General features: G+C 65.4%; 14 protein-coding genes. 7 read left to right on the top strand and 7 right to left on the bottom strand.

The window, feature by feature from the left end; all coding sequences use genetic code 11:
* The first annotated feature begins 13 nt into the window (after positions 1-13).
* On the top strand, positions 14-1171 hold the full coding sequence (locus ABUA28_RS08965) for a glycerate kinase (RefSeq protein ID WP_349903703.1): 1158 nt from the start codon (positions 14-16) through the stop codon (positions 1169-1171).
* A gap of 21 nt (positions 1172-1192) precedes the next feature.
* Here the strand turns inward: ABUA28_RS08965 and ABUA28_RS08960 are convergent, their stop codons facing one another.
* The 6 genes from ABUA28_RS08960 to ABUA28_RS08935 form a co-directional block, all read right to left on the bottom strand.
* A complete protein-coding gene (locus ABUA28_RS08960; protein WP_349903702.1) occupies positions 1193-1900 on the bottom strand; it encodes a GntR family transcriptional regulator in 708 nt (235 codons plus the stop codon).
* Between the two features lie 60 nt (positions 1901-1960).
* Positions 1961-2383: a RidA family protein gene (locus ABUA28_RS08955; RefSeq protein WP_349903701.1), complete on the bottom strand. Its 423-nt coding sequence runs from the start codon at positions 2381-2383 to the stop codon at positions 1961-1963.
* A gap of 63 nt (positions 2384-2446) precedes the next feature.
* Positions 2447-3433: an ABC transporter permease gene (locus tag ABUA28_RS08950; RefSeq protein ID WP_349903700.1), complete on the bottom strand. Its 987-nt coding sequence runs from the start codon at positions 3431-3433 to the stop codon at positions 2447-2449.
* Positions 3430-4950 (bottom strand): sugar ABC transporter ATP-binding protein, encoded by a 1521-nt coding sequence (locus ABUA28_RS08945; protein ID WP_349903699.1) that lies wholly within the window; start codon positions 4948-4950, stop codon positions 3430-3432. Before ABUA28_RS08945 ends, ABUA28_RS08950 begins: the two co-directional genes overlap by 4 nt.
* Before the next feature lie 3 nt (positions 4951-4953).
* Positions 4954-5952: an ABC transporter permease gene (locus tag ABUA28_RS08940; RefSeq protein ID WP_349903698.1), complete on the bottom strand. Its 999-nt coding sequence runs from the start codon at positions 5950-5952 to the stop codon at positions 4954-4956.
* A gap of 130 nt (positions 5953-6082) precedes the next feature.
* A complete protein-coding gene (locus ABUA28_RS08935; RefSeq protein ID WP_349903697.1) occupies positions 6083-7240 on the bottom strand; it encodes a substrate-binding domain-containing protein in 1158 nt (385 codons plus the stop codon).
* A 264-nt stretch (positions 7241-7504) separates the two neighbouring features.
* Between ABUA28_RS08935 and ABUA28_RS08930 the strand changes: the two genes are divergently transcribed.
* From ABUA28_RS08930 to ABUA28_RS08920, 3 genes are read left to right on the top strand one after another with little or no spacing between them, the layout of a single operon-like run.
* Entirely contained in the window at positions 7505-8443 is a 939-nt protein-coding gene (locus ABUA28_RS08930; protein ID WP_349903696.1) for a BKACE family enzyme, read from the top strand.
* Positions 8440-9387 carry an amidohydrolase family protein gene (locus tag ABUA28_RS08925; RefSeq protein WP_349903695.1) on the top strand — a complete coding sequence of 316 codons (948 nt, stop codon included), beginning with the start codon at positions 8440-8442 and terminating at the stop codon, positions 9385-9387. Before ABUA28_RS08930 ends, ABUA28_RS08925 begins: the two co-directional genes overlap by 4 nt.
* A complete protein-coding gene (locus tag ABUA28_RS08920; protein ID WP_349903694.1) occupies positions 9384-10268 on the top strand; it encodes a cyclase family protein in 885 nt (294 codons plus the stop codon). Before ABUA28_RS08925 ends, ABUA28_RS08920 begins: the two co-directional genes overlap by 4 nt.
* Before the next feature lie 211 nt (positions 10269-10479).
* Here the strand turns inward: ABUA28_RS08920 and ABUA28_RS08915 are convergent, their stop codons facing one another.
* Positions 10480-10974 (bottom strand): hypothetical protein, encoded by a 495-nt coding sequence (locus ABUA28_RS08915; RefSeq protein WP_349903693.1) that lies wholly within the window; start codon positions 10972-10974, stop codon positions 10480-10482.
* Positions 10975-11230: 256 nt separating this feature from the next.
* On the opposite strand from ABUA28_RS08915, the gene ABUA28_RS08910 reads away from it, so the two are divergent.
* From ABUA28_RS08910 to ABUA28_RS08900, 3 genes are read left to right on the top strand one after another with little or no spacing between them, the layout of a single operon-like run.
* A complete protein-coding gene (locus tag ABUA28_RS08910) occupies positions 11231-11998 on the top strand; it encodes an electron transfer flavoprotein subunit beta/FixA family protein (RefSeq protein ID WP_349903692.1) in 768 nt (255 codons plus the stop codon).
* A gap of 13 nt (positions 11999-12011) precedes the next feature.
* The gene (locus ABUA28_RS08905) at positions 12012-12983 is read left to right on the top strand and encodes an electron transfer flavoprotein subunit alpha/FixB family protein (protein ID WP_349903691.1); all 972 of its coding nucleotides are present in this window, start codon (positions 12012-12014) and stop codon (positions 12981-12983) included.
* On the top strand, positions 12983-13909 hold the full coding sequence (locus ABUA28_RS08900; protein WP_349903690.1) for a cytochrome b/b6 domain-containing protein: 927 nt from the start codon (positions 12983-12985) through the stop codon (positions 13907-13909). Before ABUA28_RS08905 ends, ABUA28_RS08900 begins: the two co-directional genes overlap by 1 nt.
* Positions 13910-13923: the final 14 nt, after the last annotated feature.

The raw sequence follows: 13923 nt of genomic DNA, 5'->3' as shown, positions 1-13923 counted from the left end.
CGGCAGTCGGCGGATGACCCTGCCCAGCGTCGCTGCGACGTCCGTCATCGTCGCGGTGGACTCGTTCAAGGGCACGATCAGCGCATCGAGTGCCGCGGCCGCCATCTGCTCAGGGTGGCGCAGTGTCGATCCGCACGCAAAGCTCCGTCCTTTTCCGATGGCGGACGGTGGAGAGGGAACGCTCGCGGCCTTTCTGTCGGCCGTACCGGGAGCGCGGCGGATGCCGCTGGAGGTCGACGGTCCTGGAGGAATTCCGGTGCAGGCCGCCTGGGTGCTGCTGCCGCCGACCCAGTCGATTCCGGGCGGGACCGCGGTGGTCGAGTTGGCCGGCACGAGCGGCATCGAGCTGCTGGGATCGACGCGCCTGCGCCCGATGGATGCAGACTCGCTCGGCCTCGGCCAGGCGATCGCGGCAGCGCTCGCGCACGGGGTGTCACGTCTCGTCGTGGGGATCGGGTCGAGCGCGTCCACTGATGGGGGCATGGGGCTGCTTTCCGCGCTCGGAGCACGATTCATGGATGGCGCGGGCGTCCCCGTCGCGCGCGGCGGCCGTGGCCTCGGTTCGCTCGAAACGGTCGACCTCTCCGACCTGACGCCGGTGCCCTCCGAGGGCGTAGTCGTACTCGCCGACGTGACGAATCCCCTCCTGGGCTCCCGCGGTGCGGCCGCCGTCTTCGGTCCACAGAAGGGGGCCAGTCCCGAGGAGGTCGCAACACTGGAATCCGGGCTCGCACGCCTGGCGGGGCTGGTCGGTTCCGACCCCATGACGGCCGGGGCGGGCGCGGCGGGAGGGACAGGCTATGCCCTCCTCGCTTGGGGGGCGCAGCTCGTTCCGGGATCAGCCACCATCGCCGAACTCGTCGGAGTGCACACCGCCATCGAGGCGGCCACGGCCGAGGCGACCCTCATCGTGACGGGCGAAGGCTCCTTCGACGGCCAATCCGCCGGGGGCAAGGTCCCACACCATGTCGCTGGGCTCGCGGCGCGGGCGGGGATCCCGATTGCTCTCGTCGCCGGGAGGGTGGCGCCGGACGCAGACACGTCGACTTTCGTATCCGTACTGTCGTTGACGACCTTGGCGGGTTCGGCCGCCGCCGCGATCGCGAGCCCGGAACGGTGGCTCACCGTGGCCGGTGCGCAGCTGGCACGCCGATTCGGTTCGTCGTCGTAGGCCCAGTCGACCGCGCTGTTGCTATTTCTGTGCGCTTCCCAATGCTTCTGCGAGCATGTCGACGCCTTCGACCAGGTGCCGAGTCAATGCTTCGCGCATCATTTCCGGGTCGCGCGCGACCGCGGCTTCGTACATCGACACGTGGATCTCGTTCAAGATGTCGCTTCCCCACCGGGTCGCCCAATTCGTGAACACCACGCCGATCGAACGATCGCTCGCGTTCCAGAGGATCGTGAGGATGCGGAGATCCCACTCCGATGCCGCTGGCAACACGAGAGCGCGATGGAAGTCGTAATGCACACCCAGCACGCTTTCGAGCTGGTTCGGCGACTCATCGAATTTGAGCCGGTGGAGGTGGCTTCCCAGTTCCTCGATTGCCTCGTCGGTGAACATCGTCGCTGCGCGCGCTGCCAGGTCCGGTTCGATCGCCAAGCGGATCCTGAAGATGTCGCGAAGCCGCTCGGCAGTCACCGCCGTGACGGACACTCCGCGACCGTGATGGCGCTGGATGAAGCCCTCGCTCTCAAGCTGGCGCAGCGCCTCCCGTACGGGAATGTGGCTGACGCCCAGTTCCTCGCTGAGTGCCGAGATCATCAGCGGTTCCCCCGGGGCGAGGGCACCGCTGATGATCTCCAGGCGAAGCCTCTTGAGCACCACGTCGACGACCGATGTCGGCTCCAGATGCCGACGAAGAGCGGTCGCCTTCGAGGAGTCCGTCGAACTCACCATGATGAATCGCCGAACTCGTGGTGGCGGCCGCACAGGCTGAGGTGCGACCGCGTGCTTCTATTACTGGCCAGGGAGAGCAGCGTATGCCTCGATCTCGACCAGAGCGCGGTTGTCGGCGAGCGAGGTAACGCCGACTGTGGTCGATGTCGGTGGCGTCCCGTCGAAGAACTCGACCCATTCGGTGAGGCCGTTGGCCAAGTAGTCCTCCATGTCTATGACATATGTCTTGGTTCTCAGCACGTCGGCCGGACCCAGCCCGAACTCTGCAAGAGAGCGACCGATGTGTTCCATGACCGCCTTGGTTTGGGCCCGCACATCGCCCTCGCCAATGAAGATCTGGTTAGCATCGAAGGGAAGGGTTCCCGCAATGTGAACCTCCCGGCTTCCCGGGTCTCCCACGGTCACCTGACTGTATATCTTACCGGCGACGGATGGAAGCTCACGAACATAGATGCCCTTTGGCCATCTGCGATCTACTGCCATTTTCTTACCTCCTAGTTGATGCGAAGCGAGAGGGCTCCGCCCTTCTTGTCAGTGAGCTGTTGCTCACGCCTGTTGGCGGACCCCGTTCCGGGCGCTGCGCAGGTGGCCCGTTCGACGGCGATGGTCAGCGTAGCTATTGAGCGCCAGGGCGACGATGAGCGCGGCGCCGAAGACGACCTGCAGCGCGAACACCGAGACCTGGGCGAGGCCGAGGAGATTCTGGATCAGGAACATGGTCGCCCCGCCGGCCGCGGCACCCAGCATGCTTCCGCGCCCGCCGGACATCGACACCCCACCGAGCGCCGCTCCTGCCAGCGAGACGAGCGTGTAGGAGGGTGCGGCGTTGGCATCGGCCGAGCCCAGCACCGCCACGAAGGCCAGACCAGCGAACGCCGCCAGGACGCCGGAGAGGACGTAGGCAATCAGTCGGGTCAGGGAGACCTTCACGCCCGAGGTGAATGCGGCACGAGCGTCCCCACCGACCGCGAGGAGGTTGCGGCGGTATGGGGTGAGCATGAGGGCCGTCCAGCAGATGGCGATCCCGACCAGCGGGAACAGCATCCCGGGCACCCCGAGTACCGTGCCCGAAAGAGCAGAGAGCCATGTCGGCGCCCTTCCGCCCGGAATGGGCTGCAGGTGCAGCGCGAGACCGGAATAGAAGAGGAACGCACCGAGGGTCGCAATGATCGGCGGCACTCGCACGTAGGCGATCAGCGCCCCCATGAGGGTCCCCGAGGTCGCGCCGACCAGCACGACCAGCCCGATCACCAGAAAGACGTCGGTCACCCCGCTCTGGACGATCAGGATCGCCACCAGCCCGGCGAGCGGGCCGACCGACAGGTCGACACCACCGCCACCGGCCAGGAGGGCGGGAGCCTGTGCCATGGAGATCAGGATGAACGCGGAGGCGACCGCGACCAACGGCCCCAGGTTGGCCGCGGACAGGATCGACGGTTGGATGGTGAAGTTGAGCACCAGCAGGATCACCGCCGCAGCGACGGCGGCTCCGGCCTGGTACACAGCGCGCGCGGCTACTCGCAGTCCCTTCATTTCAGTGCTCCGGCTGCCTGGCCGAACATGCCCGAGATGATCGACGGTTGAGTGATCGACTCACCCGTCAGCATTGTGCCGAGCGAGCCCTCGTGCATTACACCTACTCGGTCACAGCACATGAGCAACTCCTCGAGCTCCGTGGAGAAGAACACGATTGACATCCCTTCGTCGGCGAGCTCCTTGAACAGCTCGCAGATCTCGATGCGGGCGCGCAGGTCGACGCCGCGCAGGGGATCGTTGAGTATCAGCACTCGCGGACGTGCGCTCAGCCAGCGGGCCACGAGAACCTTCTGCTGGTTGCCACCGCTCAGGCCCGAGATGGGCAGCGTGAGGTTGGGAGTCTTGACCCGCAGCCTCGTGACCTGGGCCTGCGTCTCGCGCCGCACGGTCTTCGACCGGATCCATCCCGCGATCGAACGGCGCCCGAGGGTCGGAAGTGCCTGGTTGTCGAGCACCGACAGCGGCGCGAATACACCCTCGCGCTTGCGGTCCCCGGGTACATAGGCGATTCCTTGTCGGTATGCGGTCCGCATCCCGCCGATGCTCGCGTACGCGCCGGCCTTCTCGATCTCGATCGTGCCGGCGTGCGGGCGCGTCTGCCCGGCGAGGCTGCGCAACAGCTCGTCCTGTCCGTGTCCCTGGAGCCCGGCGATGCCGAGGACCTCACCGGCCCGGATGTCGACGTCGAAAACCCGTCCACCGTGCGTGAGGCGCAGTTCTCGAGCCTGGATGACGGTCGTTGCAGATTGTGTGGACGCGCGCGGCTTGACGCCCGTGGCCGGACGATGGGAGTCGCGGTCGGCGGACATCATCTCGACAAGCAGGTCGGTCGACGAGTCGCTGCCCTGTAGCGTGTCGATGGTTCGGCCGGACCGCATGACGGTTACCCGGTCGGCCATGTCGCTGATCTCGTCCATGCGGTGGGAGATCAGGAGGACCGACGCCCCGCGCTCGCGCTCCGAAGAGAGTGTCGCGAAAAGTCGATCCCGATCCTCGATGTCGAGTGCGGATGTCGCTTCGTCCAGCACGAGAAGTTCCCACGGACGGGCGAGAGCCCTGGCGACGGTGACGAGTTGTCTGCGGCTGAGCGTGAGCACGGTCATCGGCGTGTCCAGGCTGACCTCTTCGAGGCCGAGGCTGTCGAGCGCGTTCCGCGCGCGCGCGGCGGCATCCGCCCGTGACGCCGTGCGCCGGATCAGGCCGTCCGTGCCGAGCAGGACGTTGTCCAGGACCGAGAGGTCATCGACCACCAGGGTCTCCTGGAACACGGCCACGATCCCGGCCCGCTGTGCCTGCCGGGGCGTCGCGAACTGCTGCACCCGTCCGTCCCAGGTCAACTCTCCCGCGTCCGGATTGAGAACGCCCGTGATGAGCTTGACGAACGTGCTCTTGCCCGAGCCATTCTCACCCACCAGCGCGTGCACCTCTCCGGGGGTGACGGTGAAGGACGCATCCTCGAGTGCGATCGTCTTGCCGAAGGTGCGGCGCAGGCCGCGGGCTTCAAGTGTTGCCATCTTTCACACCTCTTCCCGGACGCGACGTTGGCGGCCGTAGATCGCGATCATCACGACGATGAGCACGCCGAGGAGCATCTGCTGGATTGCGTCGCTTGCGCCGAGCCCGACCAACAGTGTTGTGAGCACGGTGATGAGCAGGACGCCCGCGATCGTGCGTCCGTACCCACCACGTCCACCGATGAGGGAGGTTCCACCGATGACGACGGCGGCGATCGTCGTGAAGAGGTATGGGTCGCCCACGCTCGGGTCGGCGCCCCCGCTGAACCCGGCGAGCAGGATGCCCGTCACCGCAGCGAACAGTGCGCTCAGGGCGAAGACGATCATGGACAGCAGTACGGGTGGGATCAGGGCGAGGCGGCCGGCCGTGGGGTTGGCACCCATCGCGTAGACCCACCGCCCGATGACGGTCTTGTATTGGAACACAACCGTCGCGGCCGCAAGCACCGCCCAGAGGACCACAACGCCCGGGATGGGGACGGGGCCGATCGAACCGGCGGGGGAGACGAACTGCGTGAGCCAGTCCGGGATGCGGCCGCCGGTGTCACCACGGGTGAGCACGAGGACGGAGCCGAAGACGAGGGAGGACATCGCCAGCGTGACGATGAGACTGTGAGTGTTGAGGACCTTTGCCAATAGACCGTTGAGCGCGCCGACGATGAGCGCGGCGGTCAGGACGATCGCGGTGACAGCGCCGAATGGCAGGCTGCGACCGTACAACTGTGTCGCCATCACGTCGGCCATGCCGATCAGAGCGGGCACGCTGAGGTCGATGCCGCCGGAGACGATGGCGAGAGTCTGGCCGATGCAGGCGATCCCCAGGATGGCCGCGAGCACCAGGAGTGCACGGATGCTGCTCGCACCCGTGAAGCCTTCCACGAAGACTCCGCCGCCCAGGAAGAGGACGGGCACCATCAAGTACACGATGAGACCGGGACCGGCTCGCCGAGCGCTGGCGACCAGGCGCTGTGTGGTGGTGAGTTGCACGGGCGGCAATGACATGGTTCTCCTCAACTGTGACGCGCAAGTGAAGCGCTGTGAACTGGGCCGAAGCGGGTCGCACGTCGTGTGCCCATACGCGACGTGCGACCGCGCCTCAGTCCGGGGCCGGATGAGGGCCCCACCCTTCGCCCTACGGCTTGAGCACCAATGCGGGCTTGTCGCCACCGACGAAGAGCTGGTCCCAGTAGGAGTCGTCGACAGCCTTATTGTTCGGAGGAGTCGAGTCACACGTGCTGGTGACGGTCATGTCCGACGTCCACCATTTGTCGAGGTTGTCGTCGTTGATCGTCGGAAGCGGGTACAGCAGCAGGTTGGACACCGGTTTTCCACCGGCCAACATGCGGTTGGCGACGTAGAACGCTTCGTAGATCGCCGGTGCTCCACCCTGGTTGTAACCGGTCGAGCTCATGCCGTTCTTCTTCCAATAGGCGAGTTCGGAGCACTCGCCCACTAGACCCGTGATGGGAGGAAGGTCGCGACCGAGCTGCAGGAAGGCATCACCGGTTGCGGGCATCATCAGGCCGGCCTGCCACACGCCCTTGATCTCCTGCGGATGCGTGGAGAGGAACTTGAGCACTTCGGTCTTGGCGGTCGACGGCGTCCAGGACCCCGCCACCTCGCCGATGATGTTCACACCGGACTGCTCCTTCAGGGCAGCCTTGACGCCAGCGACGCGGGCCTCGTTCGCCGTGGCTCCGGGAATGCCGGTGACGAGGAGCACATTACCCTTGTCGACAGCCGATCCGAGCCACTTGGCCGACTCGTAGCCGACCTTGTAGTCGTTGAGGCTCGTGTTGATGACGTTCTTGCAGTCGGCAGGACCGACGATTGTGATGACGAGCACGTTCTGCTTGAACGCGTTGTCGATCGCCGAGCACAGGCCGGTCGAAGACGCAGGCTGGGTGAAGATGACCTGACACCCCTGGCTGACCTGGTTGTTGAGCTGCGACACCTGGGTGTTGATGTCGTTGTCGGCGTTGGTGACGTTGAGGTCGCCCTTCGACAGCCCAGCATCGATCAACTGCTGGTTGAGCGCCTCGGCTTGCGCGAGGCCGGCCTGTCGCCAGGAGTTGCCCGCGTAGGAGTCGTTGTAGCAGAGCTTCCACGGAGGCGCCGGCGGCGTCCAGTTCTCATACGGGTTGGTCGCGATTTCGTAGAAGTCGGCAACTCCCATGTATTCATCCCGCACCTGCTCGGGTATCAGTTCGATGCCGCTCTCGGCATCCGAACCCGGACCAGGTTTCGCACCTGGGTCACCGGCGGTGCAACCTGTCGCAACAAGTAGCACGCCGATCATTATGCCCAAGCCCGCGCCTGCGCGGCCTCGGATATTCCTCGCTATCCCCATCGATTGCTGCCTCTCTGTAATGGCCGTTTCAGGCCTTGCTGTCCTTCCGAAGAAGGTTCTTCGACTCTTCGCTGAGCCCGAATCAATCCACCGCTCCAAAGGAACCGGAGGCTCGGTGCCAACGTCGTGCATACGTATCTCAGTTTGGCGTATATTCTATCTACGTGTCCTACATCATATATTTGAACTCGTCGGAGGTGTCAAGTGAACGTGGCTGAAGTGCGCCCGGATAGAACTCAGCAGTCGGGAAGGCCCGGAGAATGGTCGCCATCCCCGGTCGTCATCACGTGCGCCCTGACCGGGGGTATCCACGGTAAAGAGGCGAATGAGAACCTGCCAGAGCAGCCGGACGAGATCGTCGAGCAGGGCATCCGCGCCTGGGAGGCCGGTGCCGCCGTGCTCCACCTCCACGCCCGAAACCCCGATGGTTCCAACACGATGGATCCGGGCATCTTTCGCGAGATCCATGATCGCCTCGCCGAGGAGACCGACGCGGTGCTCCAGCTCACCACCGGAGGCAGCCCGTTGCTCACGGTCGAGGAACGCCTGCAGACGGTCTTCCTGAGCCCGGAGATGTGCTCGTTGAACATGGGTCTGCTGAACTTCTTCATCCGGGGCGAGCAGGTGTTCTTCCCGAATCACCGTTCGGACATCGAACGATTCGCCGGCGAAATGCGCGACCGGGGCATCCGCCCAGAACTGGAGATCTACAGCAGCGCCATGCTCGAGGAGGTCGAATATCTCATCGCCACGGGCATTCTCGAAGCGCCGTTCGTGCTCAACTTCGTGCTGCACACCCCCACGCAGGGAGGCCAGCGCGGCACGGGATCGAATCTCGTAGACATGGTCGAGCGCGCGTATCGCATGCCGGTCGACCCCGACGACCTGCGTTTGAACGTGAGCTCGATGGGCCGCACTCAACTGCCGCTCACCACGGTCGGCATCTCGCTGGGCTTGAACGTGCGGGTCGGTATGGAAGACAACGTCTTCTATCGCTATGGCGAGCCGGTTCGCGACAATGCCCAGCTCGTACAGCGCACGGCGCAGATCGCCGAGTTGCTTCAACGCCCACCGGCCACGCCCGCTCAGGCCCGCGCTGCCTTCGGGCTGGCGCCCCGTCCGACGGAGGAGACGACGGCATGATCATCGACACCCACACGCATTTCATCCCTCGCTTCGTGCTGGAGGACACGCCGTTCGGACTCGCCTATGACGGCTCGACGCTGAGTCATCCGGAACACATGCGGTACGTCATCGAGCCGAGGTTCCTCGGCGTCGAGGCCCGCCTTGATGAGATGACCAGACAAGGCATCGACATGTCTGTCGTGTCTCTGTCTCCCACGCTCTTCTTCTATGACCAACCCTCGGACGTCGCCGCGGAGTACGCTCGTCGCGCGAATGACGCGCTCGCGGAGATGGTGAGCGCGAGCGATCGCCTGGTCGGTGTCGCGACACTTCCGTTGCAGGATCCCGTGGCGGCGGCACGCGAGCTCGATCGCGCGGTGACCGAGCTGGGTTTGCACGGTGCGCAGATCGGCACCAACACGGAGACCCTGGAAATCGACGCCCCCGCGTTGGAGGCGGTCTTCGCCACAGCGGAGCGGCTGGACGTGCCGATGATGCTGCATCCCTACTTCCTCGGCGCGAAGGAGCGCCTCGAGGACTTCTACATGACCAACACTCTCGGCAATCCGATCGACACCACAATTGCGGCTGCCCGGCTCATCCAGTCAGGGATCCTGGATCGGCTCCCCAACCTCCGCATCGCACTCGTGCACGGGGGTGGTTTCCTTCCGTATCAACTCGGTCGGCTCGATCGGGCACACGAGATGCGCGCAGAACCCCGCGTGCAGATCGCCAATGTGCCGAGCAGCTACCTCGACCGGTTCTGGTTCGACTCCATCACCCACGATGACGCGGCGCTGAAATTCCTCGCGGAGAGGACAGGCTCATGCCGACTCGTCTTGGGCACGGATTCACCATTCGACATGGAGGATCCGGAGCCGGTGCGCCGTCTCGCCCGCGTCGGAATCGACGTGTCGGATCTCACCGCCGCAACCCAGGAGCTTTTTGGAGGCACCCTATGAGTACGGAACACCCGATCGCCGGCGGCCTTCCGCCGCAGGTCGTCGTCAATGCCGCCCAACTGGTGCGCAATGGCAAGCAGTTTTCCCTGGCCGTTCCACGGTTCCCGGGCATGCCGTTGTTTGCCGGCCACCCGCCATTCCAAGTGATGAGCTATCGCACGCCGCAGGGTATTCGGCAATCAGGCGCTGAGCCCTGGGGCCCGGGCAACGACATCGAATTGGGCTACATGTGCGAGCTCGTCATCGGCACGTCCCACTCGGGCGCGCACGTAGACGCGCTCGCGCACATGACGGTCGGAACTCCCGGGCGCTGGTATGGCGACGCGAATGCCGAGAATGACCTTGGGGACTTCGGGCCGACGCACGGGGATGCCAGCGAGCTGCCCCCCTTCTTCACGCGTGGTGTCCTGTTGGATGCGGCGGGCTGGATGGGAGTCGAGTCGCTCCCTGGTGGGCACGCGCTCACGGCGGATGACCTCCGCGAGATCGCACGCTCGCAGGGTGTCGAGGTGCGCAAGTGGGACGTCGTGCTGATCCGCACCGGGCTCCTCGCCCACTGGCCGGATGAGGAACTGCTCGCACGACATCGTGGTGCCGGTCCCGATATCAGCGCTGCGCGCTGGCTGTCGAGCGTGGGCGTCATCGCCACCGGGAGCGACACCGAGACCTATGAGGTGCAGCCCGCGCCCGATCGTGGCGTGCCGTCCAATCCGCAGCCCGTGCACACGCACCTGTTGATCGACGAGGGGATCTATCTCTTCGAGAGTCTCTATCTCGAAGAGCTCGCCGCCGCCGGCGTGCACGAATTCCTCTTCGTCGCGCTTCCCGTGAAGATCACTGGGGCGACCGGGTCGATGCTGGATCCCCTTGCAGTGACCTAGTCCGCTCGGCGGGCTAACTCGGAGCTGTAGTGGTGTGAGAAGGCCCACCCGTCAACGACGCGCGACCGTCCACTCTGCGAGCTGGGGGCCGTGGCATCGCAACCGATTCTCGTCCCATGGCGACAATCGCCACAGAAAGGATGACGTTCTGCAACATTGAAGGCAGAGCGAGGGCCTGACCGTCATCGGTGCCCCACAAGACAAGGGCGACTCATTGGCGCACACGCAGCCTGACCACTGGTGCCTCCATTGGTCCGCCGCACTGCTCCGTGCCGCCGACCCGCGTCCACTCCAGCGTCACCTTGCGCTCGGCGAGCACCGTGCCATCGGCGGAACTGGCGCGCACGGTCACCGCCTTGGGCGCGGACATCCCGACCTGGAACGTCCAGGTATGGTCATCGACACGCAAACCGATCGGGGGAACCGTGGTCGGGGCGGATGTCGGAACCGCACTCTGTGCATCCGGTATCGCGGTCGCGAGTTGCAGCGGCTCGTCCTGGCGTAGCATCTCGTCCGCGGTGACCGAGCACGTGTCTTCGATGCACAACTGAACGGTGTGTACCTTCTGCACCGTGCCCTTGAGGGTCACTGTGGCCATATTGACCCAGCCGATCGCAGGGCAGGCCAGCTGTGGCAGCATCGAGCAGCCGAGGAGCACCGAGTTCAGGGCGAACACGGTGACGAGAGCCGACAGCAGTCTTCGCATACTTCATGCTGGCAGAACCGCGTGCGTTCTGGGCAAGCGCGACGATGGCGTTACCCAACCGTGAGTCGTCGCGTATGTGTCCGTCCTCCAACTGGGCTGAGCAGGCATAAACGCGCGTAGTGACAACCCCACATGGGATGCCGGTACCCGCAGGGCTGCCGCATACGATGATCGGATAGACCTACGATCGAAATTGTTCGCGGCGACGAGCTCCACGAGAGCACCGGCGCAAGGGTGATGAGTAAGGAGCGAGTCAATGAAGATCATCGTGCTGGTGAAGCAGGTGCCAGACACCTATGAAGAGCGCAAGCTCGACACCGCGACGGGCATCCTCGACCGCGAGGCGAGCGAGCCAATCATCGACGAGATCGTCGAGCGCGCGCTCGAGACGGCGTTGAGCTACAAGGATTCCCACAAAGACACCGAGATCGTGCTCCTGTCCATGGGGCCGGATGGCGTGACCGCCTCCCTGCGCAAGGGCCTGTCCCTGGGTGCGGACTCCGCCATCCACGTCATCGACGACAACCTCAGCGGCTCTGACCTCGTGCGCACCTCTGCCGTGCTCGCCGCGGCGCTCGCGACCACCGACTACGACCTCATCATCGCCGGTAACGAATCGACGGATGGCCGCGGCGGCGTCATGCCCGCCATGGTCGCCGAGCACTTGGGCCTCCCGCACCTCACCTCAATCGACTCCGTGGAGATCACCGACACCGCGATCAGCGGCGCGCGCGAGACGGAGAACGGCACCCTCGACGTGCACGCGTCCCTTCCCGCCGTCATCTCGATCACCGAGCGCGCGCCGGAGGCCCGCTTTCCCAACTTCAAGGGAATCCTCGGAGCGAAGAAGAAGCCCATTACCGTACTGTCGCTCGGCGACCTCTCGGTCGCCGAGCCCTCCGCGCACTCTCTCATCCTGAGCACCGCGGAGCGGCCAGCGAGAGAAGCGGGCACCAAGATCATCGACGAGGGCAACGCCGGAGTGGAACTCGCCGAGTTCCTCGTCGCGGGCCACCTGATCTGACGAGGAGCGGATGATGTCGAACATACTCACGTTGATCGAGCTCTCGGGCACGGGAGCGATCAGGAACACCGCCCCGGCGCTGCTCGCCGCGGCCGCCAAGCTCGGCACTCCCGTCGCGGTCGTCGCGACGAGGCCAGGTGCCGGAGTCCCGCTCGCCGCGGAACTCGGCGAGCTCGGCGCTGCGCAGGTGTACGTCGCCGAGAGCGACCAGGTCGGATCGCTGCTCGTGGCACCGGAGGTCGAGGCGCTCGCGTCGGCGGCCGTCGCACTCGAGCCCGCGGCCATCCTTCTCGCCCATTCCGTCGAGGGGCGTGACGTGGCCGCCCGGCTGGCGGTGCGCATCGGCGGCGGTCTCCTCGTCGATGCCGTGGACGTGCGAGCGGATGCCGACAAGATCGTCGCCACCCACTCGGTATTCGGTGGCGCGTACACCGTCGAGGCTGCGGTGGAGGGTGGCACCCCCGTCATCACCGTGCGCTCCGGAGCCATCCAGGAGCGCGCGGGCTCAGCCGCAGGCACTGTCACGACCGCCGCGATCGAGGCGGATCCCGGCGCGGCCGCGGTCATCGATGCCGTCCACGACGCCGTCGTCTCCTCGTCCCGCCCGGAGCTTCGCGACGCATCCATCGTCGTCTCCGGCGGCCGAGGGCTCGGCTCGAAGGAGAAGTTCGAACTCGTCGAGCGACTGGCGGATGCGCTCGGTGGCGCAGTCGGGGCATCCCGCGCCGCGGTCGATGCCGGCTACGTTCCACAGACGCTGCAGGTGGGACAGACCGGCACCACCGTGTCGCCCCAGTTGTACGTAGCGCTCGGGATCTCCGGCGCCATCCAGCACAGGGCGGGTATGCAGACGGCCAAGACGATCGTCGCCATCAACAAGGATGCGGATGCCCCCATCTTCGACATCGCGGACTTCGGCATCGTCGGCGACGTCTTCACCGTCGTGCCGCAGCTGATCGACGCGATAGAAGCGCGGGCCAAATAGTGGCGGCGAAAGGCGCGTCCGTCACTTCGAGCAGGTGGTTCAAGCTCGTCTGGATCATTCCCGCGGCGCTCGTCGTGCTCTTCCTCGTCGTTCTCGCGGCCAAGGGCATCCGTGAACTTCCCGCGATCCAGTCCTTCATGAAGGACTATCCCGGCAGATCCGAGCTTCCCGCCGGTGCACCCGTCGGGTTCCCGGCCTGGCTCGCCTGGCAGCACTACCTCAACTTCTTCTTCATCGTGCTGATCATTCGAGCCGGATGGAAGGTACGTACAACGGGCAGGCCTCCGGCGAGGTGGGTGCGCAACAACACGGGCCTGTTCCGCACCAAGAACCCGCCGATGAAGGTCAGCCTCGATCTCTGGTTCCACTTCAGTCTTGGTTGGCTGTGGATCATCAACGGTGTGCTCTTCTACGTGTTGATCTTCACGACGGGGCAGTGGACCCGCATCATCCCGGTGCACTGGGATGTCTTCCCGCACGCGGTGTCCGTGGCCATCCAGTACGCTTCCCTGAACTGGCCGGTCGACAACGGCTGGGTCAACTACAACGCGCTGCAACTGCTCGCCTACTTCGTCACCGTCTTCATCGCGGCGCCGCTCGCGATCTTGACGGGCTGGCGTATGTCCGGGGCCTGGCCGAGGAACGCCACGCTCCTGAACAGGGTCTATCCTGTGCAGCTCGCACGGGCCGTGCACTTCCCGGTCATGCTCTACTTCGTGCTGTTCATCATCGTGCACGTGACCCTCGTGCTCGCCACCGGCGCGCTTCGCAATCTCAACCACATGTACGGCGGAAGCGACAACGAGAACTGGCTCGGATTCGGCATCTTCGCGGCCTCGCTCGTCGTGGTGATCGCCGCCTGGGTGGCCGCAAGGCCCCTCCTGCTGCGGCCCGTCGCCTCCCTTATGGGCTCGGTCTCGCGCTGAGGCGCGTTGTAGGA

The sequence above is a fragment of the Parafrigoribacterium humi genome, from assembly GCF_040227205.1.
In the GTDB taxonomy this organism is placed as follows: Bacteria; Actinomycetota; Actinomycetes; order Actinomycetales; family Microbacteriaceae; genus Parafrigoribacterium_A; species Parafrigoribacterium_A humi.
Note: the sequence above shows the minus strand (reverse complement) of the source record. Positions and strands in the feature narration are given on the sequence as shown.

What these genes read in the sequence shown, in the direction of transcription:
- ABUA28_RS08965 (WP_349903703.1), top strand. Translation starts at nt 14, where the DNA reads ATGACCCTGCCCAGCGTCGCTGCGACGTCCGTCATCGTCGCGGTGGAC.
- ABUA28_RS08960 (WP_349903702.1), bottom strand. Translation starts at nt 1,900, where the DNA reads ATGGTGAGTTCGACGGACTCCTCGAAGGCGACCGCTCTTCGTCGGCAT.
- ABUA28_RS08955 (WP_349903701.1), bottom strand. Translation starts at nt 2,383, where the DNA reads ATGGCAGTAGATCGCAGATGGCCAAAGGGCATCTATGTTCGTGAGCTT.
- ABUA28_RS08950 (WP_349903700.1), bottom strand. Translation starts at nt 3,433, where the DNA reads ATGAAGGGACTGCGAGTAGCCGCGCGCGCTGTGTACCAGGCCGGAGCC.
- ABUA28_RS08945 (WP_349903699.1), bottom strand. Translation starts at nt 4,950, where the DNA reads ATGGCAACACTTGAAGCCCGCGGCCTGCGCCGCACCTTCGGCAAGACG.
- ABUA28_RS08940 (WP_349903698.1), bottom strand. Translation starts at nt 5,952, where the DNA reads ATGTCATTGCCGCCCGTGCAACTCACCACCACACAGCGCCTGGTCGCC.
- ABUA28_RS08925 (WP_349903695.1), top strand. Translation starts at nt 8,440, where the DNA reads ATGATCATCGACACCCACACGCATTTCATCCCTCGCTTCGTGCTGGAG.
- ABUA28_RS08920 (WP_349903694.1), top strand. Translation starts at nt 9,384, where the DNA reads ATGAGTACGGAACACCCGATCGCCGGCGGCCTTCCGCCGCAGGTCGTC.
- ABUA28_RS08915 (WP_349903693.1), bottom strand. Translation starts at nt 10,974, where the DNA reads ATGCGAAGACTGCTGTCGGCTCTCGTCACCGTGTTCGCCCTGAACTCG.
- ABUA28_RS08910 (WP_349903692.1), top strand. Translation starts at nt 11,231, where the DNA reads ATGAAGATCATCGTGCTGGTGAAGCAGGTGCCAGACACCTATGAAGAG.
- ABUA28_RS08905 (WP_349903691.1), top strand. Translation starts at nt 12,012, where the DNA reads ATGTCGAACATACTCACGTTGATCGAGCTCTCGGGCACGGGAGCGATC.